20 protein-coding genes are annotated in these 26243 nt (G+C 70.1%); 9 read left to right on the top strand and 11 right to left on the bottom strand.

Annotation, left to right across the window (positions count from 1 at the left end; all coding sequences use genetic code 11):
* The 3 genes from Ato02nite_RS19710 to Ato02nite_RS19700 are packed head-to-tail and all read left to right on the top strand — an operon-like array spanning position 1 to position 4584.
* Positions 1 to 1302 (top strand): family 4 glycosyl hydrolase, encoded by a 1302-nt coding sequence (locus Ato02nite_RS19710; protein ID WP_213008034.1) that lies wholly within the window; start codon positions 1 to 3, stop codon positions 1300 to 1302.
* On the top strand, positions 1299 to 2300 hold the full coding sequence (locus Ato02nite_RS19705; protein WP_213008033.1) for an N-acetylglucosamine kinase: 1002 nt from the start codon (positions 1299 to 1301) through the stop codon (positions 2298 to 2300). Before Ato02nite_RS19710 ends, Ato02nite_RS19705 begins: the two co-directional genes overlap by 4 nt.
* Before the next feature lie 10 nt (positions 2301 to 2310).
* Entirely contained in the window at positions 2311 to 4584 is a 2274-nt protein-coding gene (locus tag Ato02nite_RS19700; RefSeq protein WP_213008032.1) for a beta-glucosidase family protein, read from the top strand.
* Here Ato02nite_RS19700 and Ato02nite_RS19695 read toward each other — a convergent pair.
* Both Ato02nite_RS19695 and Ato02nite_RS19690 read right to left on the bottom strand, forming a co-directional pair.
* A complete protein-coding gene (locus tag Ato02nite_RS19695) occupies positions 4562 to 4816 on the bottom strand; it encodes a hypothetical protein (protein ID WP_213008031.1) in 255 nt (84 codons plus the stop codon). The two genes, Ato02nite_RS19700 and Ato02nite_RS19695, sit on opposite strands and share 23 nt — an antisense overlap.
* A gap of 88 nt (positions 4817 to 4904) precedes the next feature.
* Entirely contained in the window at positions 4905 to 5708 is an 804-nt protein-coding gene (locus Ato02nite_RS19690; RefSeq protein WP_213008030.1) for a MerR family transcriptional regulator, read from the bottom strand.
* 78 nt (positions 5709 to 5786) lie between these two features.
* On the opposite strand from Ato02nite_RS19690, the gene Ato02nite_RS19685 reads away from it, so the two are divergent.
* Positions 5787 to 6116 carry a nuclear transport factor 2 family protein gene (locus Ato02nite_RS19685; RefSeq protein WP_213008029.1) on the top strand — a complete coding sequence of 110 codons (330 nt, stop codon included), beginning with the start codon at positions 5787 to 5789 and terminating at the stop codon, positions 6114 to 6116.
* 49 nt (positions 6117 to 6165) lie between these two features.
* Here the strand turns inward: Ato02nite_RS19685 and Ato02nite_RS19680 are convergent, their stop codons facing one another.
* Positions 6166 to 7896, bottom strand: coding sequence for a cellulose-binding domain-containing protein (locus tag Ato02nite_RS19680; protein ID WP_213008028.1), 1731 nt, complete (start codon positions 7894 to 7896; stop codon positions 6166 to 6168).
* Positions 7893 to 9281 carry a hypothetical protein gene (locus tag Ato02nite_RS19675; protein WP_213008027.1) on the bottom strand — a complete coding sequence of 463 codons (1389 nt, stop codon included), beginning with the start codon at positions 9279 to 9281 and terminating at the stop codon, positions 7893 to 7895. The genes Ato02nite_RS19680 and Ato02nite_RS19675 overlap by 4 nt, the downstream gene beginning before the upstream one ends.
* A gap of 194 nt (positions 9282 to 9475) precedes the next feature.
* Here Ato02nite_RS19675 and Ato02nite_RS19670 point away from each other — a divergent pair, with 194 nt between their 5' ends.
* The gene (locus Ato02nite_RS19670) at positions 9476 to 9940 is read left to right on the top strand and encodes a GvpU-like protein (RefSeq protein ID WP_213008026.1); all 465 of its coding nucleotides are present in this window, start codon (positions 9476 to 9478) and stop codon (positions 9938 to 9940) included.
* Between the two features lie 79 nt (positions 9941 to 10019).
* Positions 10020 to 11294, top strand: a complete 1275-nt coding sequence (locus tag Ato02nite_RS19665) for a cation:proton antiporter (protein ID WP_213008025.1) — start codon at positions 10020 to 10022, stop codon at positions 11292 to 11294.
* On the opposite strand, the gene Ato02nite_RS19660 is transcribed toward Ato02nite_RS19665, so the two are convergent.
* Genes Ato02nite_RS19660 through Ato02nite_RS19640 form a run of 5 tightly spaced genes read right to left on the bottom strand, consistent with a single transcriptional unit; the run spans position 11257 to position 16790 of the window.
* Positions 11257 to 12081 (bottom strand): carbohydrate ABC transporter permease, encoded by an 825-nt coding sequence (locus Ato02nite_RS19660; protein WP_213008024.1) that lies wholly within the window; start codon positions 12079 to 12081, stop codon positions 11257 to 11259. The genes Ato02nite_RS19665 and Ato02nite_RS19660 overlap by 38 nt on opposite strands.
* Positions 12071 to 12955 (bottom strand): carbohydrate ABC transporter permease, encoded by an 885-nt coding sequence (locus tag Ato02nite_RS19655; protein WP_213008023.1) that lies wholly within the window; start codon positions 12953 to 12955, stop codon positions 12071 to 12073. Before Ato02nite_RS19655 ends, Ato02nite_RS19660 begins: the two co-directional genes overlap by 11 nt.
* Positions 12952 to 14190, bottom strand: coding sequence for an ABC transporter substrate-binding protein (locus tag Ato02nite_RS19650; protein WP_213008022.1), 1239 nt, complete (start codon positions 14188 to 14190; stop codon positions 12952 to 12954). The genes Ato02nite_RS19655 and Ato02nite_RS19650 overlap by 4 nt, the downstream gene beginning before the upstream one ends.
* 13 nt (positions 14191 to 14203) lie before the next feature.
* Positions 14204 to 15802 (bottom strand): FAD-dependent oxidoreductase, encoded by a 1599-nt coding sequence (locus Ato02nite_RS19645; protein ID WP_213008021.1) that lies wholly within the window; start codon positions 15800 to 15802, stop codon positions 14204 to 14206.
* A complete protein-coding gene (locus tag Ato02nite_RS19640; RefSeq protein WP_246607209.1) occupies positions 15795 to 16790 on the bottom strand; it encodes a LacI family DNA-binding transcriptional regulator in 996 nt (331 codons plus the stop codon). Before Ato02nite_RS19640 ends, Ato02nite_RS19645 begins: the two co-directional genes overlap by 8 nt.
* A 172-nt stretch (positions 16791 to 16962) precedes the next feature.
* On the opposite strand from Ato02nite_RS19640, the gene Ato02nite_RS19635 reads away from it, so the two are divergent.
* On the top strand, positions 16963 to 17922 hold the full coding sequence (locus Ato02nite_RS19635) for a L,D-transpeptidase (protein ID WP_213008020.1): 960 nt from the start codon (positions 16963 to 16965) through the stop codon (positions 17920 to 17922).
* Between the two features lie 38 nt (positions 17923 to 17960).
* Here the strand turns inward: Ato02nite_RS19635 and Ato02nite_RS19630 are convergent, their stop codons facing one another.
* Positions 17961 to 21206: a S8 family serine peptidase gene (locus Ato02nite_RS19630; protein WP_246607216.1), complete on the bottom strand. Its 3246-nt coding sequence runs from the start codon at positions 21204 to 21206 to the stop codon at positions 17961 to 17963.
* A gap of 152 nt (positions 21207 to 21358) precedes the next feature.
* Here Ato02nite_RS19630 and Ato02nite_RS19625 point away from each other — a divergent pair, with 152 nt between their 5' ends.
* Positions 21359 to 21925 (top strand): RNA polymerase sigma factor, encoded by a 567-nt coding sequence (locus Ato02nite_RS19625; protein ID WP_213008018.1) that lies wholly within the window; start codon positions 21359 to 21361, stop codon positions 21923 to 21925.
* Complete coding sequence (locus Ato02nite_RS19620) at positions 21922 to 22896, top strand: CU044_5270 family protein (RefSeq protein ID WP_213008017.1); 975 nt, start codon at positions 21922 to 21924, stop codon at positions 22894 to 22896. The genes Ato02nite_RS19625 and Ato02nite_RS19620 overlap by 4 nt, the downstream gene beginning before the upstream one ends.
* 1 nt (position 22897) lies before the next feature.
* On the opposite strand, the gene Ato02nite_RS19615 is transcribed toward Ato02nite_RS19620, so the two are convergent.
* The gene (locus Ato02nite_RS19615; RefSeq protein WP_213008016.1) at positions 22898 to 26116 is read right to left on the bottom strand and encodes a GH92 family glycosyl hydrolase; all 3219 of its coding nucleotides are present in this window, start codon (positions 26114 to 26116) and stop codon (positions 22898 to 22900) included.
* Between the last annotated feature and the right edge of the window lie 127 nt (positions 26117 to 26243).

The following is a 26243-nucleotide window of genomic DNA, read 5'->3' as shown; positions in this document are numbered from 1 at the left end:
ATGGCAGCCATCAAGCTGGTCTACATCGGCGGCGGATCCTCCCGCGGTGCCGGGACCATGGCGTCCATCCTGGCCCACGGCAAGGAATTCGACGGCTCGGAGATCGTCATCCAGGACGTCAACCCGGACCGGCTGCACGCCGTCGAGACCATCGCCCGGAAGATCGCGGCGGCGGAAGGCCTGGACATCAAGATCTCGTCGACCACCGATCGCCGGGCCGCCCTGACCGACGCCGACGCCGTCCTCGCCAGTTTCCGCCCCGGTGACTTCGCCGCCCGCGCCCTGGACGAGCGCATCCCGCTCAAGCACGGCGTGATCGGCCAGGAGACACAGGGACCGGGCGGCTTCTTCATGGCGCTGCGCTCGATCCACATCTACGAGGACATCATCCGCGACCTCGACGCGGTCGCACCGAACGCGGTGATCTTCAATTACACCAACCCGGTGAACATCGTGTCCCAGGCGGTCACCCGGTTCACCGACCGCACGATCTGGTCGATGTGCGAGGGACCCATCGTCTTCCCTAAGACCGTGCTGCACGCGGCCGGTCTCGACCCGGCCAAGGCCGACATCGTGATGGCCGGCGTCAACCACAACATCTGGTCCTACGAGCACACCTACGAGGGCCAGGACCTCATGCCGCTGCTCGACGCGGCCTGGGCGGCCCGCAGGGACGACCCGACACTCAGCGTGCACGCCAAGCGGATGCTGCGGCTCGCGGTGACCATGCGGTCGGTGCCGGCCGACTACTTCCAGTACTACTACTTCCGCGAGGAGGTGCTGCGCGAGCTGCAGGGCGCCCGCACCACCCGGGCCGAGGACCTGCTCGCCGCGCTGCCCGGCTACTGGCAGCACTACGAGGAGCAGACCCAGGTCGAGGTCCCCGCCCTGGACCCGGCACGATCCCGCGGTGGCATCCATGAACTCGAGCTGGCGATCGACGTGATGAGCGCCTACTACAACGACAGGAGCGCCAAGCTGCCGGTCAACCTGCCGAACATCGGGGGAGCGCTGCCCGGCTTCGACGAGGACGTCGTCGTCGAGATGTGGTGCACGGTCGACGGGCAGGGCGTCCGCCCGCTGCCGCAGAAACCGTTGCCGCACGCGGTCCGCGGCCTGGTCCAGCAGCTGGCCGAGTTCCAGTACCTGGCGGCCGAGGCCGCCTGGAAGGGCGACCGGGCCGACGGTATCCGGGCCCTCGCGGCCAACCCGATGGTGCCCACCCTGGCCGTCGCCGAAGAGCTTTACGACGAGATGGCGTACGCCCACCGCGCGTACCTCCCGGAGCGTCTGCTCAAGTGAGCCGGGCGTATCTGGCGGTCGACGCCGGAAACTCCAAGACGGTCGCCCTCGTCACCGACGCCGAGGGCGCCGTCCTGGGCCGCGGCCGCGGCGGAAACGGCGACATGTACGGGGCATTCTCGGTGGACGAGGCGATCGAGTCGGTCTTCAGCGCCGTGTCGCTGGCGTTGGCCGGCGCCGGAATCACCGCCGGGGACGTCACCTCGGCGGCGTTCCGGATCGCCGGCGTCGACTACCCCGAGGACGCGTCCTTCTGGGATTCCCACATCCGGGAACGGCTCGGCGAGATGCGCCGCTGGAGCGTGAAGAACGACGCGTACGCCTCCCTGCGGCTGCTCGACGGGTCCGGCATCGCCGTGTCGATCACCGTCGGCACCGGCCCCGCCGTCGCCGCCCGGGCCAAGGACGGCCGCGAGGAGCACTCCGGCTTCTTCGTCTTCGACCACCTCGGCGGCGGCGGGCTCGGCAACGCGGCCCTGCGAGCGGTCTGCCAGGCGTGGATGGGCATCGGCCCACCCACGGCTCTCACCGAGTCGATGTGCTCCTTCTACGCGGTCGCCGACGGCTGGGAGCTGCGCCACGAGTTCACCCGCCGCTTCGGTGCGCGCCCCGCGACCGATCTCTGGAAGGCCGCCCGGCTCGTGCTCGGCGCGGCGGAGGCAGGCGACCCGGTCGCCCGCGACATCGTCGAGACGCAGTCCGAGGCCTTCGTCCGGTACGCGGACTGGTGTGCCCGGCGGGCCGGTGTCGAGCTCGCGTCCGGCGAACTGCCGGTGCTGCTCAACGGATCGGTCGCCACCTCGGAGCACCCGGCCATGCGCAACGCGCTCACCGCTTCGCTGGGGCGGGTCGCTCCGGCCGCGCGGGTCGTGGTCGCCGATGCCTCCCCGCTCAGCGGTGTCGTGCTCGACGCCCTCGCCGAAGGCGGCATCGACATCGGCCCCGACCTGCTCACCCGGGTGCGTGACGACCACCCGCACGACTTCCTCACCACCTGAAGGACTCCCGATGAACTTCGACATCTCTGCTCTGACCCTGGCGGAGAAGGCGTCCCTGCTCTCCGGCCACGACGACTGGTACACCGAGACCATCGACCGGCTCGGCATTCCGGCCATCGAGGTCGGCGACGGCCCGCACGGGCTGCGCAAGGAGACCGGCATCGACATGGTGTGGGTGCCCGCCACCGGGTTCCCGACCGCGTCCGCGATGGGCGCCTCCTGGGACCGCGACCTGGTCCGGCGGGTGGCGGTCGCGATCGGCGAGGAGGCCCGTGCCGAGGGAGTTCAGGTCGTGCTCGGGCCCGGGGTCAACATGAAGCGGTCGCCGCTGTGCGGGCGCAACTTCGAGTACTTCGGCGAGGACCCGATGCACTCCGGTGAGCTCGGTGCCGCGTACGTCATGGGTGTTCAATCGGTGGGGGTCGGCTCTTCGCTGAAGCACTTCGCGGCCAACAACCAGGAGATCGAGCGGACCCGCATCTCGGTCGAGGCCGACGAGCGAACGCTGCGCGAGATTTACCTGGCCGCGTTCGAGCGGGTCGTGACGACCGCCGACCCGTGGACGGTCATGTGCTCCTACAACCGGCTGCACGGCGTGCACGCCTCGGAGAACCGCTGGCTGCTCACCGAGGTGCTGCGCGACGAATGGGGATACCGGGGCCTGGTCGTCTCCGACTGGAACGCGGTGCACCACCGGGTGTGCGCGCTGGCCGCCGGCCTCGACCTGGAGATGCCCGGCACCGGCGGGAAGACCGACGCGGAGATCGTGGCCGCCGTCCGATCCGGCGAGATCGACGAGAGCGTCGTCGACGCGGCGGCCCGCCGGGTGCTCGACCTGGTCGCCCGCACCTACCCCGGCCCCGACCTGGTGAACGGCCCGGTCATCGACCTCGGCGTCACCCCCGGCCGGCGGCTGTCCGGCGAGCAGCTCGCCCTGCTGCGCGCCGACGAGCACCACGAGCTGGCCCGGGAGGCCGCCGCCGGTTGCGTGACGCTGCTGCGCAACTCGCGTTCGGTGCTGCCACTGGCCGACACCGGCCGGGTCGCCGTCATCGGCGCGTTCGCTGCGCACGCCCGCATCCAGGGCGGCGGATCCTCCGGGGTCGACCCCACCCGCGTCGACAACGCGCTCGACCTGCTCGGCGACGTCGTCTACGCCCCCGGCTACGTGCACACGCCGAAGGACGCTTACCAGGACGACCTCGACGCCTATCTGGCCGCGCACGACGCCGCGTTCGTCGACGACGGCACCGGACCGGCCCGCCGTTCGGCCACCCTCGCCCGCGCCCTGCGGCTGGCCGCCGCGGCCGAACGCGTCGCCGCCGGCCCGCTCTCGGCCCGGGCCGCCCAGCTCATCGACGACGCCGTCACGGTCGCCTCGAACGCCTCGACGATCGTCGTCTTCGCCGGGCTGCCGCTCGCCTTCGAGCAGGAGGCCGACGACCGGACCACCCTGGCGCTGCCCAACGATCAGGTCGCGCTCATCGGCCGGCTGGCCGACCTGCGCGAGCGGACCGGTGCCGCGCTCGTCGTGGTGCTGTCCAACGGGGCGGCCGTGACCATGGACCCGTGGCACGACCGGGTCGATGCCATCGTCGAGGCCTGGCTGCCCGGTCAGGCCGGCGCCGGTGCCGTCGTCGACGTGCTGCTGGGCCGGGTGAACCCGTCCGGCAAGGTCGCCGAGACGTTCCCACTGGCGGTCGAGGACACCCCCGGTTACGTGACCTGGACGGGGGAGCGGGGCACGGTGCTCTACGGGGAAGGGGTGTTCATCGGCTACCGGTGGTACGACGCGCTGCGCCGGGACGTGCGCTACCCGTTCGGCCACGGCCTGTCCTACACCACGTTCGAATACACGGACCTCGAAGTCTCCGGCGACACCCGGGTTTCCTGCACGGTCACGAACACCGGTGCGGTCTCCGGTCGCGAGGTCGTCCAGCTCTACGTCGGCGACCCGGACGCCGCGGTCCGCCGCCCGGTGCGCGAACTACGCGGCTTCGAGAAGATCGCGCTGGCGCCCGGCGAGAGCACCCGAGTCACCTTCGACCTGGTCGGCCGCGACTTCTCCTACTGGGATGTCGCCGCCGACCGTGGCGACGGCCGGTTCGGCGCCTGGCGCCTGGAGGGCGGCGAGTTCGTCATCGAGGTGGGCGCCTCGTCCCGCGACATCCGCCTGCGCACCAGCATTTCGCTGCCCGACGACCCCGGCCTCGCGCCCCTGGTGCCTGACGAGGAACTGCTCGGCCTCGGCAGCTCCCGCTTCACTCAGGGCTATCGGTCTTAGGAACGGTGCGCTCGACCGTCTTCTCGATGAGGCCCCAGGCGAAGAGGCCGGCGACGGTCAGGGGCACCATCACATACCACTTTCCGAGCACGCCGAAGTCGTCGGAGCGGCCCATCGAGTGCAGCACGCTGAGTGCCGCGAGCGGCAGGCAGGAAGCGCCGATCAGCAGGCGGCGCAGCCAGACGGGCGTTCGGCGGACCGGAGTGATCTCCAGGTTCTCCATGCTGTTCATGCTGGAAAGTCTGGCAGCGGGCGGGCCGCCGGCGGATCTGCCGGCAGGCGGAAAACGGTCTATAACCCGGGGTATAGGCGGCCTCCCGTCACCTGGCGACCGCGAAGGTCGGCCAGGCTATCTCGGTGCGCCAGGACGCGGCGTCGGCGGTGTCGCGGGGGCCGCACAGGTAGTGCTCGCGGACCGGGCCGGCGACGGCGAGGGAGTGCTCGGCGACCCAGCGGCCGAGCCGCCCGTAGGTGACCTCGATCGTCTCGTGCGAGCCCGCATGGGTGGTCACCGCCAGCTCGGCGGCGGGCAGCCGGGTGGGCCGCACCCGCCCGCCGGTGGGTGGCTCGGCCGACGGCAGATAGACCAGCACGTGGCCGCGCCCGTGGGTGAACAACTCGTTGTCGTAGGCGCCGCCCGGCGGACCGGCCGGCGCGGGGACCGCGGCGTCGAGCTCGGCCATTGCCCCCGAATACCAACTCAGCACGTCGTCTCGGGCGACGGTGGCCTCGATCGCGGCGACCGTGTGCTCCGGCACCTGGCGCAGCTCGACGGCCATCGGTGCCGGCTGCGGCTGGAGGAGTTGCTGCAACGAGGCCACCGCTTGCCGGGTGCGCTCCAGCTGCTCCTCGAGGCGGTGCAGGTGGGTGGCGATGACGTCGGCCCGCTGCGCCGGGTCGGGGCTGGCCAGGACCTGGCGGACCTCGGCCAGGGGCAGATCGAGCTCGCGGAGCCGGTGGATGACCTGAGCGGTCGGGATCTGGGCGGGCTCGTAATAGCGGTAGCCGGTGGCGTCGTCGACGTGCGCCGGGGTGAGCAGGCCGGAGTCGTGATAGCGCCGCAGGGTGCGGATGCTCAGATGGGTGAGTTGGGCGAACTCGCCGACCGCCAACAACGTGGGCATGACCTGATCCTTCACCCTCCCCCAGGGGGAGAGTCCAGTCCTTGACCCTCCCCCTCGGGGAAGGCCCACGCTCGACACATGGACGACATGAACTCCCTTCCCGAACCCGTTCGCACCTACCTGGCCGCGGCCGGCGCCCCCGACGCCGTCGCCGGGGTCTTCGCCCCGGACGCCACGGTGACCGACGAGGGGCGGACGCATTCCGGCCGCGCGGCCATCCGCGCCTGGCGGGAGCAGGTGGCCGCGGCCTACACATATACGACGGAGGTGACCGGTGTCCGCCGTGAGGGCGACGACCGCTGGATCGTGTCGATGCGACTGGAGGGTGACTTTCCCGGCAGCGTCGTCGACCTCGACCAGCGTTTCACCGTCCGGGACGGCGCCGTCACCGACCTGCTCATCGCCTGATCCAGAGGGCTGGCCCCTGAACCCGGGCGGGGTCCAGGGGCGCCGAGCGCTACGGATATTGGTTGTCGAGCAGCCCGTTGACGTACTTCTCGACGTTCGTGTAGCCGGTCTTATCGAAATCGCCGCCGGCGTCGTTGACCGACGGGTTCAGGCCGTACTTCGTCTCCCACGCGTCCGGCATGCCGTCCCGGTCGGTGTCGGCCTTGGCGGTGCCGGCGGCGAGCGTGCCGTAACCGTTGTTGGCCAGTCCGGTGGCGGTCTGGCTGCTCCACAGGTCACCCTTGGTGCCGAGCGAGGTCACATCGGCGACGACGAGCTTGTCGACGTCGTCGCGCGGCAGGGCGCCGGCCTTGGCGATAACGTCGGCGTAACCGGCCGCGGCGCCGAGGGTGGGGATCTTCGCGGTGTCGGCCGAGAAGGGTGCGGTCAGCTCGGTGGCGCCACCGCGGACGACGGCGGCCGAGCCGTTCAGCGCACCGTCCCGGTTGCTGTCGACCCAGTTCTCGGCGTTGTAGATCTGCTGGTTGCCGGTTTGGTAGTAGTAGTTGGACGCGCTGGTGGTGCGCGGGCCGGTGACGAAGTAGTTGCCGACCACGTCGTGCAGGAAGTGCCCGCTGGAGTTACCGGCGGTGTAACCGGCCTGGTAGTTGTAGACGATGTTGTTCACGAACTGCGTGTTGGCCTTGGCCAGCGGGTTGCGGTTGTGCGAGTTGGCCCAGAGGTTGCGCCACCAGGTGTAGGGGCCGGTCTCGGTGTGCGCGCCGAACTGCTGGCCGATCGGGTTCGCGTCGATCGAGTACTGCACGGTGATGTTCGAGGCCCGGACGGCGTCGATGTTGTTCCACGCGCCGAACTCGATCGAGACGTGGTCGAAGATCAGGTTGCTGGCGTCCAGCCAGTTGATGCCGTTGTTCTTCTGGTCCGCGTCCTCGGTGCCCATCCGGAACCGGAAGTTCCGGACGATCACGTTGGTGCCACTGTTGAACGACACCTCGCCGCCCTGGACACCGATGCCACCGCCCGGCGCGGTCTGCCCGGCGATGGTGATGTTGCTCTTCACGAGCACGGTCGAGGACAGCTTGATGTAACCGCCGACGTCGAAGACCACGATCCGGCCGTTCGCGCTGACCGCGTCCCGGAAGGACCCGGAGCCGGAGTCGTTCAGGTTGGTCACGTGATAGACGGTGCCGCCCCGCCCGCCGGTCGCCGCCGCCCCGACACCGACCGCGCTGGGGAACGCCTTGACCGGTCCGGAGGGCGGCGGAACGGTGCTGGGCGCGGTCGTCGGCGCGGTGGTCGGCACCGCGGTGGTGGGCGCGGTGGTCGGCGGGGCGGTCGTCGGTGGCGCGGTGGTGGTCGGCGCCGTGGTCGGTGTCGCTGTGCCCGCGCAGGCCGTGCCGTTGAGGGTGAAGGCGGTCGGCATCGGGTTGGTTCCGGTCCAGGTGCCGTTGAAGCCGACATCGATGGCCGCGTCGGTGCCGATGGCGGCGGTGTAGTCGGCATTGGTGGCTACGACCGCGCCCGAGGCCGGGCTGGCGGTGAAGCCCCAGGACTGGGTGATGGTCTGCCCGGCCGGGAAGGTCCAGCCGAGCTGCCAGCCGTTGATCGGATCGCCCAGGTTCCTGATGGTGATGGCGGCCGTGAAGCCGCCGGTCCACTGCGAGCCGACCTGGTAGGTCACCTGGCAGCCGGCGGCCTCGGCGTTGGCGGCAACGGCAACGGCGACGGATGCGACAGTGGCGGCGGCCGCGACGGCGGCAAGTACGGATGGCCGCCTCATCGCGCGCTCCGAAGCGGCGGGCTGCCCAGGGACGCGTAATCCAGGTACTCCTCGATGTTGCGGTAGCCGTCGCCGTCCGCGTCACCGTTGTGGTCGTCGGCGCTCGGGTTCAGGCCGGACGCCTTCTCCCAGGCGTCGGGCATGCCGTCCCGGTCGGTGTCCCAGCCGCTCGGGGCGCTCACCGCCGCCGCGTTCCAGAGCGCGTTCCACTCGGTGGCGTTGGCGTTTTTGATTATCCCGCCGCTGGTCGAGCGGGTCTCGCTGACGACCCGGGTGTCGACGGCGTCGCGTGCCCACCAGAACGCGCCGGCCTGGTTCAGCACCCCGGGCAGCGCCGCGGCCGCCGACTCGGTGGTCATGCCGGGCACGTCGAAGCGGGTCGACCGGTGGGTCGGGATGCCGGTGAACCGGTCCCAGGCGATGCCCACTCCGTCGGTCAGGTTGGCGTCGCCGTCGTAGTCGGCCCGGTTGCCCGAGAGGTAGGCGCTGGTGCCGGTCGCCCCGGTGTAGACCTCGGGGCTGCTCGTGTTCTGCCGCAGGTAGGTGTTGCCGACGAAGTTGGCGTTGGCGAGCTGGTTGTCGCCGCTGTACCCCTTGCCCTCGAAGACGACGTTGTTGCTCCACTCCACGTAGTTGACCGCGCCGGTCTCGTTGCCGAGCCGGGGCAGGCGACTGAGGTGGTGGGCGAACAGGTTGTGGTGGTAGGCGATGTTCGACCCGGTCACGTCGCTGCCGACGAGCGCGCCGTAACTGTGGCCCTTGTAGTTCAGCCCGTCGGAGACGATCGCGTACTGCACCGACACCTGCCCAGCCGCGTCGCTGGTGCTGATGCCCTCGTCGTCGTGCCAGCTGACCGAGACGTGGTCGACGATGACGTTGTCGCCGGTGATCCAGATGCCGTCGTTGGTGGCGGTCTCCGGGTTGGCCTGGTCCTTGCCGGGGCGGAACTTCACGTGCCGGATGACGACGTTCTTACCGGTCACCTTGGTGGCCTGGCCCATGATCGTGACGCCCGGGCGGGGCGCGGTCTGGCCGGCGATGGTCAGGTTGCTCGCGTTGATCGTCAGCCAGCCCTGCCGGCCCGCCGGGGAGAGCCGGATGGTGCCGGCGACGTCGAAGACGATGGTCCGCCCGGTGCCGGGCGCGTTGTTGATGCCGTACCGCAGTGAGCCGGCCGCCGGGCCGGTGGCGTTGTCGGTGAGGTTGGTGACGTGGTAGACGTCGCCGCCCCGGCCGCCGGTGGCGTACATGGCCGGGCCGGACGCGCCGGGGAAGGCCGCGACGGTGGCCGCGCCGGCCGGGCGGCTGGTGGCAACCAGCCCGGCGAGGACGAGGACACCGGCCGCGGCTGAGGTCAGCCATTTCCGTGATCGTGATGGGGACATGTGGACCTTCCTTTGGGAGCGCTCCCATATGAGAGGACAGAGTCCTTTCCTGGTAGTAGACGCCGGGCGCGCCCCCGGATAACACCAACTACATTCACAAACTTCGATTGTGTACGGCGTTCGGCGAATCCGACATATCCGGTCTTAGGGGAGCCTAGGGTGGTCGGAGAAGGGTCCATCGGAACGGGGGCGACGTGACCGTACAGGCGAAGGAAATCCGGGAATCAGCACCGGACCGGGTGCTCGGCTTGATGGTCGACGCGCTGAACTCCCGCAAGGAGGCCGTCGACGGCGGGATCTGGGTGTCGCTGAGCGTTCGCGGCACGATGGTCTCCGGCGAGATCATCCCGCACTGGCAGTGGTTCGACGAGCAGACCACGCTGTTCGGCGAGGAGTCCCACGTGGCGTACTTCGCCTCGCTCATGAAGGAGTCCCGCGACGAGCACGTGGCCCTCATGGACAAGGACGACTCGGAGCTCACCGCCGATCAGCGCTGGGAGCTGAACCAGCCGCCGGCCTTCATCCACCTCCGCCACGCCCGGACCTTCCTGCCGGAGCCGGTTCCGGCGCGCGGCCACTACTGGCGCGGCCGCCTCGAGGACGTCTCCGGCTGGTCCTTCGGGCCGCTCCGCGAGGACGGCGCCCCCGGCTTCCGGTGAGCCTCGGCGCGGCCGGCCCGAACCACATCGACCGACCGCGAGCTGCATGGATCGTGTCCGGCCGGGCACGAGAGAGGCCGTGCAGACGTCTGACGTAATCTTCGCGGTCGTCGGGGTCGGTGCCCTGCTGGCCGGGATCCTCCCGCGGGTGCTGGAGCGCCGGCCGCTGTCCATGCCGATCGTTTTCCTCGGACTCGGCATGCTGGTCTTCGGGTTGCCGATCGGGTTGCCGGACGCCGACCCGCTGGCCCATCCCGAGCTCACCGAGCACCTGACCGAGCTCGGCGTGATCGTCGCGCTGATGGGGGCCGGGCTCAAGATCGACCGGCCGTGGGGCCGGCGGGCGTGGGCATCCACCTGGCGTCTGCTGGTGGTCGCCATGCCGGTGACGATTGCCGCGATGGCGCTGCTCGGCTGGTGGTGGGCCGGTCTGGTGCCGGCGACGGCGCTCCTGCTGGGTGCCGCTCTCGCCCCGACCGACCCGGTGCTGGCCGCGGACGTGCAGGTCGGCGAGCCGACCGACGAGGAGGACTCGGAGGACGAGGTGCGGTTCGCCCTCACCTCCGAGGCCGGGCTGAACGATGGCCTGGCCTTTCCCTTCGTGTACGCGGCGATCGCCATGGCCGGCAGCACGGGTCTCGGCTGGATCGGCGAGTGGGCGTTGCGGGACGTCCTTCTCAAGGTCACGGTCGGGGTCGTCGGCGGGGTCCTCGTCGGAAAGCTGCTGGGCCGGCTGTTCTTCCGGGCCCGCAAGGAGTCGCTGCGCCTGTCCCGGCACGCGGAGGGCTTTCTCGCCCTGGCCGCCACGATGCTGGCCTACGGGGTGGCCGAGGTGGCCCACGGGTACGGCTTCCTGGCGGTGTTCGTGGCCGCGCGGACGATCCGGGCGGCGGAGAGCTCGCACGAGTATCACCAGGTGCTGCACGACTTCGCCGAGCAGACCGAGCGGCTGCTGACCGTGCTGCTGCTGTTGCTGTTCGGCGGTGCCGTGGTGGGTGGCCTGCTGGCACCGCTGACGTGGCCCGCGGCCCTGGTCGGACTGGTACTGATCTTCGTCGTACGCCCGCTGTCGGGTTTTCTGTCGTTGCGCGGTGCGCCCGGCCGCCGGGCGGAGCACTGGGTGATCGCGGCCTTCGGCATCCGGGGGATCGGGTCCTTCTACTATCTGGCCTACGCGCTGACCCAGGCCGACTTTCCCCGCGCCGACCTGGTCTGGGCCACGATCGGTTTCGTGGTGCTGGTCTCCGTGGTGCTGCACGGGGTGACCGCCACCCCGGTCATGCGGCGGCTGGACCGGGCCAACGACCGCACCGGGCTCAGCCCTTCAGACCGGTGTGCGCCAGACCCTCGATGAACTGGCGTTGGGCCAGCACGAAGACGATCAGCACCGGGATGGCCGTCATCGATGCCGCGGACAGCTGGACGTTCCAGAGCTGGCCCTGGTACGGGTCGGTGAACTGGGTCAGCGCCTGGGGGAGCGTGAACATCGACTTGCTGGAGAGGTAGACGATCGGTTCCAGGTAGAGGTTCCAGCTGGTCAGGAACGTGAAGATGGCGACAGCGCCGAGGGCCGGGCGGGCCAGCGGCAGGGCGATCCGGCGGAAGATGGCGGCCCGGCTCAGGCCGTCCATCCGGGCCGCCTCCTCCAGTTCGGCCGGCAGCGTGATGAAGAACTGCCGCATGATGAAGGTGGCCAGCACGCTGGGCGCGCCGAAGATCGGCACCAGGATGAGCGGCCAGTGGGTGTCGATCAGCCCGAGCGAGTTGAAGATGCGGAACAGCGGGACGATGGTCACCTCGCTGGGGATCAGCAGGCCGGTCAGCACGACCAGGAACAGCGCGTTCTGGCCGCGGAACCGGATCCGCGCGAAGGCGTACCCGGCCATCGACGCCATCACCAGCGTGCCCAGGGTGACCACGACGGCGATGTAGGCGCTGTTGAAGTACTGCCGTGCGAACGGCTGCATGGTGAACACGTCGTGCCAGGCCGCGAACGACACGTGGCTGGGCCACAGGCTGCGGCCGAAGATGTCGGCGTTCGGCTTCAGCGAACTGGTCACCATCCACCAGGTCGGAAAGACGAAGGGCACACACAACAGCAGGAGTACGCCGTACAGAAAGGTCTTGCCCTTACGACTCATGGAAGACCCACCTCTTGCGAAGCTGCCACTGGAACAGGGTCAGCGCGAGCACGATCAGGAACAGCAGCACGGACAGGGTGGCGCCGTAGCCGAACGCGTGGAACTGGAACGCCTGCTGGTACAGGTAGTAGACGAGCACCGTGGTGGAGGTGCCCGGCCCGCCCTCGGTGAGCACCGCGATCTGCGCGAAGACCTGCAGCGACCCGACCACCGTGATGATCGAGGTGAGCAGGATGGTCGGGCTGATCAGCGGCAGCGTGATGCGGCGGAACACGGTCCACGCGTTGGCGCCGTCGGTGCGCGCCGCCTCGTACAGCTCCTGCGGTACGCCCTGGAGGGCGGCCAGGAACAGCACCATGTTCAGGCCGACGTTCTTGATCACCTGGACCACGATCACGGCGGCCATCGCGGTGCCGCCGGAACGCAGCCAGTTCGGGCCGTCGACACCGGCGGCGTCCAGGAACGCGTTGATGCCGCCGTTGTCCTGCAGCATGAACCGCCACACGATGGTCCAGGCGACCAGCGACACCACCACGGGGGAGAAGAACAGGACCCGGAAGACGGTGGTGCCGCGCAGTTTCTGGTTGAGCAGCACGGCCAGCAGCAGCGCCAGGCTGAGGTTGACCACGACCAGGCCGGCCGAGAAGAACAGCGTGGCCAGCAGCACCTTCGGCACGTTCGGGTCGTCGGCGAGTTGCCGGTAGTTGTCGGCGCCGGTGAAGGTGAACGTGTTGGCGAGCACGTTCCACTCGTGCAGGCTGTACCAGAAGACCAGCACGAGTGGAACGAGAACGAAGGCGACCGTGCCGGCCAGCTGGGGCGCGATGAACGCGTACGCCGTCAGCCGGTCCTGTCGTCTTGTTGCCTTTGTCATTTAGCCAGCACCGGCTGGATCGCCGTGCACACGCTCTTCAGGACCGCGGGCACGTCCGCGTCGGCCTTCCACATCGGGTCGAGGGCCGACCGCACCGCCTGGCTGATCTGGGCGTTGTCGGCGTGACTGGGCTTGACCACGCCGTTCGAGATGCCGTCGATCACCACGCTCTGCAGTTGTTCCTTGCTGAGCAGCGGGTTGGACTTGGCCAGGGTGTCCGCGGTGAGCTGCGGGGTGCGCGGCGGCGGGAAGAACTGGGCGAGCTTGGCCGAGTTGGCGTCGTTGGTGAAGAACTTCAGGAAGTCCTTGGCCGCGTCGACATGCTTGCCCTGCTTCATGACGCCGACCCCGCCCTGGCCGATGACCGAGTACTTGCCCTTCGGCCCGGTCGGCAGCGGGACGAGCGCCCACTTGAACTTGCCGTCCTTGAGCAGCGAGGCCCGGGAGATCTGGGTGATCGTCATGGCCGATTCGCCGGCGAAGAAGTCGGCCGCGACGCCGGGGCCGGGGATCGCCTTCTTCGTGAAGATCGCCTGGTGGATGAAGGTCATCGCGTCGACCATCGGCTGCTGGTCGAAGCCGCAGGTCTTGCCGTCGGCGGACCACGCCTGGGCGCCCCAGCCGTCGAAGACCGGCGCGAGGTTCGTCCAGTCCTTGTAGTCGAAGTCGCGCGGCACCAGGCCCTGCTTGCCGGTCTTGGCGGCCGTCGCGGCGGCCACCGCGATCGCGTTGTCCCAGGTCCAGTCGGTGCCGGTGGGCAACTGCTGGCCGGCCTTCGCGAGCAGATCGGTGTTGACGAAGACCCCGAACGGCGAGGTGGAGAACGGATACGCGATGAGCTTGCCGTCCTGCTTCCACAGCGCGGTGGCGCTCGGCGCGAGCTCGGCCGGGTTCTCGATCGCGTCGTCGACCGGGGCGAGCGCGCCGGACGACACGAAGTCGGGCGCCGAGCCCTCCAGGATCCAGGCCAGGTCGGGCGCGTTGCCGCCGGCGATCTGGGTGGTCAGCGTCGTGGTGTACGTGTCGACCGGCAAGGCGTCGAACTTGACCGTGACGTCCGGATGGGCCGTGGTGTAGTCGGCCGCGATCTGGTTGAACAGCTGGACGTGGGCCTCGTTCGCGGACCAGGTGGTCATCCGCAAGGTGACCGGACCGTCGGACGAGGAGTCGCCGCCGCCGCAGGCCGCGACCGAACCGAGCAGGACTATCGAGGCGATGGCCGCCCTCAGCTTCATGGGGGATGTCCTTTCAGTAACCGCTGATGTCGGGCCAGCGCAGCTCGACGCCGTCGGTGCTCAGGCGTTGCTGAAAATCGGCCAGCAGGGCCGGGTTGTGGCGGACCGCGCGCGGGGAGCAGCCGCGGTCCAGGCAGAAGGCGGCGAGCGCGCCCGCCACCTCGCCGACGTTCCACTCGACCGGGTGCAGCCGGTGGGATCCGTTGGTGATGTGGGTGGTGCCGATGTTCTTGCCGGCCGGGAGGAGGTTTTCCACCCGCTGCGGCAGGAGCGCGCCGAGCGGGATCTCGAACGGGCAGGAGCCCACGTCGATGTAGTTGTCGCCGCCGGTCGACGGGTGCAGGTCGATGCGGTACATGCCGACCCCGATCGAGTCGGGATGCGACACCGCGCCCTTGTCCCCGCGGACGGCCAGCGAGAGGTCCTGCTCGACGACCGTGTACTCGGCCCGGATCCGGCGCCCTTCCCGGATGTACGGCGCCATCGCCAAGCCGTCGTCGCTGCCGGTCACGTCGCCGCGCAGCCGCAGCCCGGGGAAGCCGGTGCCGCCGTCCGCCCGGGGTGCCTCGGTCTGCAGCCAGTACAGGACGCTCTTCGACAGGCCTCGCGCCCGTTCGATGTGCGTGGCGGCGTCCGGCACGTCGACGATCGGCGCCTCGAAGTAGTCGATCATCGGCCAGTTGACCAGGCAGATGTCGCTCTCGTAGGCGCCGTCGGTGAAGTTGCGCCGGGCCGCGATGCGGCGGAACGTCCACAGGTTGCCGTCGCCCGGGTTGCGGCGCTGGTCGGCCTGCACCAGCCAGGGGTCGTCGCCCGGGTTGGGGGTGAAGCTGCGGGTGGACAGTTCGAGCGTGCGCGGGTTCGGCGTCTGCCAGGAGAGCATCTTCGCTCCCCAGAACGACGGCTGGTAGTCGCGCCAGAAGGCGTACTCCAGCGGCCGGTCGATCGTGTGGTCGCCGTCGACGTGATCGACCGCGAAGCACACCGAGAACGCCTGCATGTTCGCCGGGTCGGCGCGGTCCGGGGCGCTCGGCTCACCGGTCTCCTCCGCGGACTCGAAGCCGGTCACATACTCCGTTCCGGTCAGCGGCAACAGCTCGCCGGTCTCGGTGGCGTCCAGGAGGTACGCCCCGATGAGGGTTATCTCGCCGGATTCGGTGGAAACTGTCACCGACGTGACGCGATCGCCGTCCACCGAGGCGGACACCGGAGTCGCCGGCTGGAGCACGGTGAGCCGGCCCGACGACCGGTGGGGCGCCAGCATCGCCTCGATCACCGCGACCGCGACCCGAGGCTCGTGACACAGCCGGCTCACATGACCGGCACCCGGATTGAGGGTGCGGTCGAGCCGGGCCCGCGTGGTCAGCGGATAGTGCCGGCGGTAGTAGGCGCGGATTCCGTCGCGCAACGAACGGTAACTGGCCGTGATCCCGAACTGCTCGACCCAGCTGTGCTCGTCCGGCGGCACCGCCTGGCTGGTCAGCTGGCCGCCGAGCCACGCGAACTCCTCGGTCAGCAGCACCGACCGCCCGGCCCGCAACGCGGCCAGCGCGGCCGCCACCCCGCCCAGCCCGCCGCCGATGACGACCACGTCGGCCCGCAGCTCACGCACGGGCCACCGCCAGCGTGCTGCCGGCCACCGGTTCGCACGGCAGAATGCGCTGCTGACTCGGCCGGCCTTCAAGGATCGCCGACAGCACCTCGACCGCCTGCCAGCCCATCTCCCGCCGCGGGATCCGGAAACCGGTGAAATCGAGGTCGGTCGGCGCGCTCCGGGTCGGATCGCCCAGGGCCACGAACGACAGATCCTCCGGTACGCGGAGACCGCGCTCGGCCGCGTGCGCCGCCAGTGCTACCCCGTCGGCGAACTCCTCCACGAACACGCAGGTCCTTTCGTCGATGATGATGGCGTCGAGGTCGGGCCTCGCCAGGCGGATGCCGTCGGTGCCGGCCGCCTGGACGAAGCCACGCCAGCGATCGGCGTGCGACTCGGGGCCGGTGTCGCCCTCGCCCACGTAGACCAGCCGCCGGTGGCCGAGCTCGACGGCCGCCCGCACCTGGGCCGCGGTCGCGCCGGGGTAGTCGGCACCGACGTAGGGGACCGGCCCGCCGGCGTCGTCGCGGCGGCCGACGCTGACGAACGGCTGGCCCTCCTCGAGCAGCCGGGCCAGCTCGGCCGGGTCGAGCCACTGACCGAGCAGGATGCACCCGTCGGCCAGCCGCAGCCGGTTGTCCTGGTGGAAGATGCGGCGCCGGCCGTCGACGACCGGGGCGCTGGTGAACAGCAGCAGGTCGCAGCCGACCGACTCGGCGCATTCCTCGATGCCGACCAGGAACGGGTGGTAGAAGTCGCCCATCCCGGCCGGGAACACCGACTCGTAGGTGAAGACGCCGAGAATCCGGTTGTGCCGGGCGGCCAGCCGCCGGGCGATCGGGTCGGCCACGTAGCCGGTGCTGCGAATGGCCTCCAGCACCCGTTCGCGGGTCTCCGGCGCGATCCGCACGTCGCCGTCGTCCCGCCCGTTGAGCACCAGCGACACCGTGGCCTGGCTGACTCCGGTCATCCGGGCGATGTCCTGCTGGGTCACGCGTCTCGACACCGTTCGACCCCTCTTTTGCAGTGGTGATACGCATTAGTTACGTGCGGATCACATCGTGGGGTGGAGGATCGGCGAGAGTCAAGGACTAATAGGTATTAGCAGGCAAGTAATTCGTATTAGCAGACTTGCACCCCGGGTGGCGGCCGAGCCCGGTTGGGAGCATCGTCGCAGCATGAGATTTTCTCGTTCGTGGCGATCCGCGGCCGGAGCGACGGTGCTCGGGGTGACGCTCGCCCTGGTGGCGGCCTGCGACGGATCGTCGTCCGAAGGCGCCTGGCAGGGCGGGCCGTCGTCGTCGGCCGGCCCGGCGTCGACCGGCCCCTCGGCCTCCACGTCGCCGGCGGTGACCGGGAAGCCGGTGCACGTCCGGTTGCTGGAGGGGGACGGATCCACCTGGGGCGTGGGCATGCCGATCATCGCCTACCTGTCCGCCAAGATCACCGATGCGCACGCCTTCGCCGCGGCGACCACGGTCACCGTCAACGGCGCGCCGGCACAGGGCGCCTGGTTCTTCCAGAACTCCGCGATCTACCGCGGGTATCCCCTGGAGGCCCACTACCGCACCGAGAAGTACTGGCCGGCCCACGCCAAGATCCATATGGATCTGGCCGTCAAGGAACAGCCAGCCGGAACCGGACTGGTCTACGACAACAGCCTGACCCTCGACATGTCCACCGGCGCGGCCAACATCAGCAAGGTCGACGGCAAGACGAAGCGGATGGTCGTCACCTCGGACGGCAAGCAGGTGTTCAATTTCCCGGTCTCGCTCGGCAAGGCGAGCACACCCACGTTCAGCGGCGTCAAGGTCGTGATGGAGAAGGACCGGGTCCAGCGCATGACCGGCGCCGGCTACGACCTGAAGGTGCCCTGGTCGGTGCGGATCACCAACTCCGGCGAGTTCGTCCACGCGGCCAGCTGGAACGGCGGCAACATCGGGCAGCGCAGCACCTCACACGGCTGCACCAACCTCACCGTGGCCGACGCCCAGCGCTACTTCAACTTCGCCCAGGTCGGCGACGTCACCGTCTTCACCGGCACCGGCGGGCCGACCATGCCCAGCTGGGACGGGTACGGCGACTGGAACCTGCCGTGGAGCACCTGGCAGGCCGGGGGCCTGCTGAAGACCGGCTGAGTAACCGGGCGGGTGGCACGCCACCCGCCCGGTGGTCCTCAGTACGCGTCGATGATCGTCTGTTCGATTCCGCTGCCGGCGGCGCCGGTAGCGGTCACCCGCAGCGAGACGGTGCCGCCCTCGGCCGGTTTCGGCAGGCCGGCCCGGAACGTGTCCGAGCCGGTCTTGGACACCACCGCGGGCTGCCACGTCGCACCGCCGTCGACCGACGTCGCGACCGTGAATCCGGTGACCTGCTGCGGGCGTACGCCATGGGCCTGCCGGACCACGAACGTCGCCGCACCGGACGGCAGGGGTTGGTTGGCCGCGTCCAGCGGCAGTTGGTAATCGACCGCGAGCAGCGGCAGGGGAGCGGTGCCGGTGCCGGACGGGCCGGCCGACCGGAACGTCCACGCCGTCGAGATGCGGGTCGACAGCGGGATCGCCCGGCTCGCGTCGACGTCGTAGGTCAGCCGGTAGTCCGCCACGCTCCTCGGCACCGCGAAGTCGGCGATCGAATCGGTGGCGGTGCCGACGGTCTGACCGTTCCGGGTCAGCGTGAGCGTGCGGTCGAGGTCGAGGCCGAAACCGCCCGCCAGGCAGTCGAACCGCTGGTGCTGGTCGGTCAGGGTGACCAGTTCGACGTGGATGTTGCCGCTGGTGCGGCTCGGGGCGGCGGGCACGCATCCGCTGGTCGAGCCGGCCGGATCGTCGAACCAGTCGGACCGCAGCGGCTGCCGGACCCACGTCTTCGCCTGCCGGCTGCCCGGCGCGTAGTGACCGATTCCCTCCTGGGTCACCGTGTCGTTCCAGAACGCCTCGTCGATCCAGCCGTACCCGGGCGTCACGTAGTCGGTGCGGTCCCCGCTGACGTCATAGGTGGTGTTCTCGGCCAGGAAGGCACCGTCCGGGCTCAGGCCGTAACGCTTGTGGCCGGTCACCGCGTCCGGCATGTCCAGGCGGTGGAAGTGCTGGTCGATCCGGGCCAGGCGGGCCTGCTCGGCCGCGGTCACCCGATAGGCGGGATCGGCGGGCAGGCGGTCGGACGGGCGGATCAGGTCGTAGTGGCGGCCCGGCGCGTCCAGCCCGAACGCCGAATAGACGCGGAAGTCGCCCACCCCGGCGCCGTCGCTCGGCAGCACGTAGACGTTGCCCGCCTTGGCCGGTTCGCCCCACAGGAAGGCGAAGTCCGACCAGGTCGGGCCGCGCCGCCCGGTCTGCAGGTAGGTCAGGCCGAGCGAGCTCGTCCCGGTCGTCACGCCGTCGACGCTCGCGGCCAGCCGAGTGGCCTTCGACAGGTCGAACTTCACGGTCGTGTCGGCGTCGATCACGACGTCCGGGTCACCGGCCATGGCGGCCCGCTCGTCGGAGAAGTCGTCGGTGAACGCGTCGAACGCGGCCATCACGCTGTACCGGCCGGCCGGGACCCGCACGGTCAGCGTGTCGCCGGGGTCGCCGTAGACGCCGGTGGCGAACACGGCCGGGTCATCGATGTTGACCACCTGCACCGACGCCCAGCCGAGTGCCCCGTCCGGCGTGCCGGGGATCGCGCTCGTCGCGATCGTGAGGTCGTAGCTGGGCGGTTCGACGTAGAAGGTCACCGGTGTACGCGTCGTCGCGGTGCTCACCAGGGCCGTCCAGAAGCCGGGGGCCAGCGCCGTCTTGTCGATCTTCAACGTCAGGCGGCCGGTGGCGCCCGGGGCCAGCCGCAGCGTGCCGGCCGACAGGGTGACCGCACCGGCCGGGGCAGCGGCTCCATTATGGTCGGTTGCGGTCACCTCGGCCTTGATCGTGACCGGCGCGGTGCCGGTGTTGGTCCAGCCCAGATCCGGGGCCGACACCACCCCGGCCAGCGGCCGCGCCACGTCGAGGCGGCCGGCGCCCACGGCGTACGCGTCAAAAGCCGGAACCGGATCCGCGGCCCCGACCAGCGCCGCCTTGAGCTGGGCGCCCTTCCAATCGGGGTGGCGCTGCGCGAGAACCGCGGCGGCCCCGGCCACCTGCGGGGTGGCCATCGACGTGCCCGAGGAGGCCACGTAGTTCGCGTCGATCGCCGTGCCCATGGTGGTGCCGGCCGCGCGGGCCGCGACGATGTCCACGCCCGGCGCGGCGATCTCCGGCTTGCCGGCGTGCGTGTTGACCAGCGGGCCGCGGCTGGAGAACTCGGCCACCACGTCGTGGCGGTCGACCGCGCCGACGGTCAGCGCGTCGGCCGCCGCACCCGGCGCGGACACCGTGCCGTCCACCGGCCCGTCGTTGCCGGCCGCGACCACGAACAGCGCCCCGGTCTGCTCGCTCAGCGCGTCCACCGCGAGCGACAGCGGATCGGTGCCGTCGCTGGGCTCGAACCCGCCGAGGCTCATGTTCACCACCGCGGCGCGGCTCGCGGCCCACTCCATGCCCGCGATGACCTGCGCGTCCGTCCCGAACCCGAAGTCGTCGAGCACCTTGCCGACGGCGAGCCGAGCGCCCGGAGCGACACCGCGACGCGCGCCGTGCGAGGCCGCCCCGGTGCCGGCGATCGTCGCGGCCACGTGGGTGCCGTGCCCGAAGTGGTCGGTCGCGTCCCCGCCCTCGACCGTGAAGTCCATCTTCTCGGCGATCTGCCCGGCCAGGTCCGGGTGGGTGGCGTCGACGCCGGTGTCCAGCACCGCGACGGTGGTGTTCCGGCCGGTCCAGCCCGCGGCCCAGGCCTGCGGCGCGGCGATCTGCCGGAGGTTGGCGTCGAGCCGGTCGCTCGTGTCGGGCGCAAGGGTGGCCCGCACGCGGCGGTCGAGCCAGATCTTGGGCGCCGAGCCCGCCGCCGAGCGGGCCACGTCCGCACGACCGGCCAGCGACGCGAGCAACGCCGGCCCGGCCGACTTGGCGCGGCGGCCGGCCACCGCCGCGATGCTCGGCAGCGCACGGGCCCCGGTCAGGCCGGCGGTGAGCGGGTCACCCGCGATCCGGGCCACCGATCCGCCGGGCCGCACGATCAGCGGCAGGTCCCGCGACCGAGCGTCGTCATAGCCGTCGTTGATCAGAGCGGTAACGTCGAACAGCGCGGGATCGAGCTGCTTACCGATCATCGGCGCGACCCGCCCCGGCACGACGTGCACGTGCCCGTCCGGCGTGCAGGACCGGTGCATGATGCCGCTCTTCGCGACGGGCCGCACGGTGACGGCCGCACACCCGCTCGCCGAGCTGCGCACGGTGACCACGTCCCCGGTCAGCAGCGTCACGGTATAACCGGCCCCGGCAGCGGGTTTCTCCTCGGCGGCGGAGCTGACACCGGGCACCCCCAGAGCAGCGATCAGAATTCCCACGGCGGGCAAGGCCCGAATCATCGACACATTCACACGTCTAAGTCGTGTTCGGGCGCCCATCCGGTTGTCCGGGTGCGAACACTTCTCGCGGGAACGGCGAAGTGGGGGTGTGATGCAACTGGAGCGACGACGAAGACGGGGCTGGTGGTGAGATGGTGACGCAGCCGGGCACGACGGGCTTGGGCACGGATGCCTACCTCATCGAGCAGTCCTTCACGGCGATCTTTGACCGGCACTATCGGAGCATCTACGCGTACGTGGCTCGGCGGCTCGGGCCGGATCTGGCCGAGGACGTGGCCTCCGAGACCTTTCTGACCGCGTTCGACCGGCGGCACAGTTTCGATCCGGCTCGCGGTGACGCACGGCCCTGGCTGTACGGGATCGCCTCGAACCTGGTCGCCCGGCACGTCCGGGCCGAGTCGCGGCGGTACCGGGCGATGGCCAAGGCCGGCGGCCAGGACCTCGGTGTTCTGGAGTACGCCGATGCGGTCGCCGGTCGGCTGGACGCGGCGGCCGTACGCGGGAAGCTCGCCGAGGCCCTGGCCCGGCTGCCGGAGCCGGTGCGCGCGGTTTTGTTGCTCGTCGCCTGGGCCGGACTCAATCAGCAGGAAGCGGCGGCGGCCCTGGGCATCCCGGCCGGCACCGCCCGGTCCCGGCTGCACCGGGCCCGTCAGGAGATGCGGAAGGCGCTCGGCGCCGATATCGAGGTGGACGAATGATGGACGAGATCAGCATCCTGCGGGAGACCTTCGGCCCCGACCCCGAGCCGTCCGCCGAGGCGGAGCAGCGGGCCCGCGCCGCGCTGCTGGGCCGGATGACCACCCGGCGCCGCTCCTCCTGGCGGTGGAGCATCCCGATGACCGCGGCGGTCGCGGCGGCGGTCGTCGTGGCCTTCGTGGTCGGCATCCGCGGCCAGGGTGCCCCGGCCGGCCCGGGCGTGCCGCCGCGGCAGCAGCAGGAGTCGGCGAAGCCGGTGGCCGCGCCGCCGTTCCTGAAGCCGGTGAGCGCCGCCCAGTACCTGGAGAACGCCGCCTGGACGGCCGAGCAGGAAACCTGGGTCGACCCGCGGCCGGACCAGTTCATGTACGTCGAGACGCTGGAGATGCGCAACAAGCCGGCGTACGAGAACAAGTACCCGAACGGCGCGCTGCAGCCCGGCAAGGCGTCGTACCGGAAGGTCCAGCGGTGGCAGCGCATCGACGGCCAGATCGTGGCGCAGACGCGCAACAACGGCAAGGTCGAGGTGTACAAGCAGAGCAAGACCGAGACGTACGCCTTCATCCCCTGGTCGCAGATCCTCAAGCTGACCTCGCCGGAAGCGGTGGTCGCCTTCCTCGACCATCCCGAGGGCGGGGTCGCCCAGGAACCCGGCGCGCTCGCCGGAACCTATGTCCTGCCGCCGAACGTCAAGGCCGCCATCTACCGCTACCTGGCCCAGCAGCCGGGCATGAAGGTCAACCCGGACGCGGTCAACCTGGACGGCCGGCCGGCGATCGGGTTGGGCCGGATCGAGGAGGGCTACCTGTCCCGGCAGCTCCTCTTCGACCCGAAGACGTACACGCTGATCGGTGACCGGCTGGTCGCGGTCAACGACGAGAAGGCCGGCGGTGACGGGAAGAAGGGCGACCTGTACCGGCAGGTGATCTACACCAGGATGGCGATCGTCGACAAGCTGGGCGACACGGCCTGAGTCAGGCCAGCAGCTCCCACTCGGCCAGCTGGGTCTCGGCGGCACCGTGGTTCGCGGTGATCTGCAGGCGGTAGCGGGAGTAGGCGGTGGTGTTGGCGATCGTGAAGGCTCGGGTCTGCCGCCGGTCGCTGAAGTCGAGACCGGTCCGCGTGTCCAGCGTGATCCAGGTGGTGCCGTCGGTCGAGCCCTGCAGCGTCCAGCCGCGCGGGTCTCGGCCGGCGGCGTCGTTGGCCGAGGTCAGTGTGTACTGCTTCACGGTTGCGGCGGCCGGCAGGTCGTACTGGATGGTGGCGGTGTTCTGGAAGGTCAGCCACTTGGTCAGGGACGTGTCGTCGACCAGGGCGGTGCGGGCCTCGTTGGGTGCGTTCTCGCCGCTGGCGGTGAGGGTGCCACCGGTAGCGCGGTCGGTCAGCGGACGGGGGACCGCGCTGCCGGTGGTGATCGACGGGGGTACGTCGTTCGTGCCGGTGCCCCAGGTGGACGGATTGGGGCCCATGACGAAGCTGAGCGTGCCGCCGGCCAGCAGGTCCGCGTGGGTCAGGTAGTTCTTCGCGTACGCGACGCCGTTCAGGGTGGCGCTCTGGATGTACCGGTTGGTGTCGCTGACCGCGGGCGCCTCGACCGTGAAGGTGCGGCCGTTCTCCAGGGTGACCGTGGCCTTCGGGTTCAGCGGCGCGCCGATCGTGTAGTCGGTGCTGCCCATCCGGGCGGGGTAGAAGCCGAGCGCGCTGAAGACGTACCACGCCGACATCTGGCCGTTGTCCTCGTCGCCGAGGTAACCGCCGCCGTTGCCGGCGCCCGAGCCGTACAGCTTGGTCAGCACGTCCCGGACCCGGGTCTGGGTCTTCGCCGGGGTGCCGGCGTAGTTGTACATGTAGAGCATGTGGTGGATCGGCTCGTTCGGGTGCGCGTACTGGCCCATGTTGGTGTCGTAGGCCTCGCGCATCTCGTGGATGACCCCGCCGTATCCGCCGACGTTGTAGTCGCGGGACGCCGCGAACACCGAGTCGATCTTCGCCGATAGCTGGGCCCGGCCGCCGTACAGATTGGCCATGCCCTGCGGATCCTGCGGTGCCGGGGTCGCGTAGTGCCAGGGTGCGCCCTCGGTGAATTCGTAGCCCCACGCGTTCGGCTGGAACGCCGAGTCGGCCGTGCGCCACGAGCCGTTGCTCTGCTTGCCGCGGAAGAAGCCGACCGAGGGGGACCAGAGGTTCGCGTAGTCCAGCGCCCGGTTCTGGAAGTAGTCGGCGTCCTCGGCGTAGCCCAAGGCCCGGCCCAGCTGCGCGATGCCGAAGTTGTTGTCGGCGTCCTCGAGGGTCCAGGACGCCGACTCGCCGAGCACGTCCGACGGCACGTACCGCTTGAAGGTCGACACCTCCACCGCCTTGCGCCCCTTCGAACCCGACCCGGAGTAGACGCTCGCGTTCTTCACCATCGACGCGTACGCCGCCTGGTAGTCGAAATTCCGGACCCCTTTGCCGTACGCGTCGGCGAAGGCCAGATCCTGGTTGGTGCCGACCATGATGTCGATGTAGCCCGGCCCCGACCAGCGCGGCGTCCAGCCTCCGTTCTTGAAGGCATTGACAAAACCATCGAGCATTTCTCCGGTACGGGTGGGGGAGAGCAGCGTGTAGAGCGGCCAGACCGCCCGCGCGGTGTCCCAGAAGCCGTTGTTGACGTACATCTGCCCGTCGTGCACCGCGTTGTCGTAGGGGCTGAAGTATTTACGCACCCCGCCGACCATCTCCGACATGTTGTTCGGGTACATGAAGGCGCGGTACATGTTCGAGTAGAACGTGACCCTCCGGTCGGCCGAGGCGCCCTCGATCCGAACCTTGCCGAGCGCCGCGTCCCACCGGCCCGCGGCTTCTTCCCGGACGGCGTCGAAGCTCTTCGCCCCGACCTCCTGGCCGAGGTTGGCGGTGGCCTGCGCGACGCTGATGTACGAGGTGGCCATCCTCAGCGTGACCTGCTCGCCGGCCGCCGTCGCGAACCGGACCCAGCTGGTCACGCCCTGCCCGCTGACGGTGCCGGTGGCCGCGATTGCCTTGTCGACGGTCGCCGAGAAGTACAGCCGCGGTCCCTTGTGGTCGACGTAGCCGGTGATCGTGCGGGCGGCGGCGTCGACGCTGATCGAGCCGCCGACCTTGTCGATGGTGTCGAAGACGATGACCGCCTCGGCGGTGGCCGGGTACTTGAAGCGCAGCGCCCCCGCGTGATCGGTGGGCGTCATCTCGGCGGTGATGCCGTACGTGTCGAGCTGGGTCTTGTAATAGTGCGCGTTGGCGACCTCGTTGCCGTGGCTGAACGCCGACTTGCGGGCGTCCGGCGTCGTCTTCACCGCGCCGGTCATCGGCATGACCTGCAGTGCGGCGTAATCACCGATCCACGGGCTGGGCTCGTGGCTGATCCCGAAGCCCTGCACGGTGGATGAGCCGTACTGGTAGAGCCAGCCGTCGCTGTTGCCGTTCGTGATCGGCGTCCAGAAGTTGAAGCCGTTCGGCACGGTCGCGCCGGGAAAGGTGTTGCCCCGCGAGTAACTGGAGTCGGAGTTCGAGCCGCGCCGGGTGTCGACCAGGTCGGACAGGCGGGTGGCCGGCGCGGCCGCGGTGATCGCCAGGTCGTCGAGGTAGCCGCGGAACGTCCCGGTGTTGGCGGGCTGGTCGTAACCGATCAGGATGCGGTCGATCGTCCGCCCGGCCACGTGGTCGCCGATCGCCGAGGAGACGTAGTTCCACTTGTCGAAGCCGAGAACCGACCCGCTGCCCTGGGATGCCGGGTGCAGCCGGACGCCGTTCTGGTCGACCGCGCCCGAGTCGCGCAGCCGGCTCCCGTCGGTGAAGACCAGGTCGACCGCGACGTCGAGATGCCCACCGGACTGCGGGTAGAGCCAGTAGGACAGCGTGGTCGAGGCGGAAACCGGAAGATCAACATCAAAGATCCGATTGTACGAGTACGACGTGGTCGCGCTCTGATCGTTGCCCGAGTACATCAGCGCCGACGTTCCACCGTGCGCGGTCTCGGCGCGCGTCCCGGTCTCCATCGCGGTCAGTGCACAGCAGTAGCCGCCGACCCCCGCACTGGATTCCACGAGGTTGGCGCTCGGCTGCGGATCGGCGGACTCGAAGCCGGTGCTGAAGTCGCCGGCCGCGGCGTCCGCCGGGGAGGCGACGGCAAGGCCCAGGCCGATGGTCAACAGAAGTGTGGCGAGTATGCGCATCGGTGGGCCCTGCCGTTCCCGAGTCCGTGACAACGATGTCAAGCGTTTCGGAATCGTAAACAAACCTATGGAAGAGCGTCAATGGCCAGCCGGCGTTCGGCGTCTACCCGCGCACCCCGCCGGGGGT

The organism is Paractinoplanes toevensis (assembly GCF_018332695.1).
GTDB lineage: Bacteria > Actinomycetota > Actinomycetes > Mycobacteriales > Micromonosporaceae > Actinoplanes > Actinoplanes toevensis.
This window is presented reverse-complemented; position numbering and strand designations above follow the sequence as displayed.

Excerpts from the sequence above, each read along its gene's own strand:
- Ato02nite_RS19675 (WP_213008027.1), bottom strand. The coding sequence starts at position 9,281 with ATGTCCCCATCACGATCACGGAAATGGCTGACCTCAGCCGCGGCCGGT.
- Ato02nite_RS19655 (WP_213008023.1), bottom strand. The coding sequence starts at position 12,955 with ATGACAAAGGCAACAAGACGACAGGACCGGCTGACGGCGTACGCGTTC.
- Ato02nite_RS19685 (WP_213008029.1), top strand. The coding sequence starts at position 5,787 with ATGGACGACATGAACTCCCTTCCCGAACCCGTTCGCACCTACCTGGCC.
- Ato02nite_RS19625 (WP_213008018.1), top strand. The coding sequence starts at position 21,359 with ATGGTGACGCAGCCGGGCACGACGGGCTTGGGCACGGATGCCTACCTC.
- Ato02nite_RS19700 (WP_213008032.1), top strand. The coding sequence starts at position 2,311 with ATGAACTTCGACATCTCTGCTCTGACCCTGGCGGAGAAGGCGTCCCTG.
- Ato02nite_RS19660 (WP_213008024.1), bottom strand. The coding sequence starts at position 12,081 with ATGAGTCGTAAGGGCAAGACCTTTCTGTACGGCGTACTCCTGCTGTTG.
- Ato02nite_RS19650 (WP_213008022.1), bottom strand. The coding sequence starts at position 14,190 with ATGAAGCTGAGGGCGGCCATCGCCTCGATAGTCCTGCTCGGTTCGGTC.
- Ato02nite_RS19635 (WP_213008020.1), top strand. The coding sequence starts at position 16,963 with ATGAGATTTTCTCGTTCGTGGCGATCCGCGGCCGGAGCGACGGTGCTC.
- Ato02nite_RS19710 (WP_213008034.1), top strand. The coding sequence starts at position 1 with ATGGCAGCCATCAAGCTGGTCTACATCGGCGGCGGATCCTCCCGCGGT.
- Ato02nite_RS19615 (WP_213008016.1), bottom strand. The coding sequence starts at position 26,116 with ATGCGCATACTCGCCACACTTCTGTTGACCATCGGCCTGGGCCTTGCC.
- Ato02nite_RS19695 (WP_213008031.1), bottom strand. The coding sequence starts at position 4,816 with ATGAACAGCATGGAGAACCTGGAGATCACTCCGGTCCGCCGAACGCCC.
- Ato02nite_RS19680 (WP_213008028.1), bottom strand. The coding sequence starts at position 7,896 with ATGAGGCGGCCATCCGTACTTGCCGCCGTCGCGGCCGCCGCCACTGTC.
- Ato02nite_RS19620 (WP_213008017.1), top strand. The coding sequence starts at position 21,922 with ATGATGGACGAGATCAGCATCCTGCGGGAGACCTTCGGCCCCGACCCC.
- Ato02nite_RS19690 (WP_213008030.1), bottom strand. The coding sequence starts at position 5,708 with ATGCCCACGTTGTTGGCGGTCGGCGAGTTCGCCCAACTCACCCATCTG.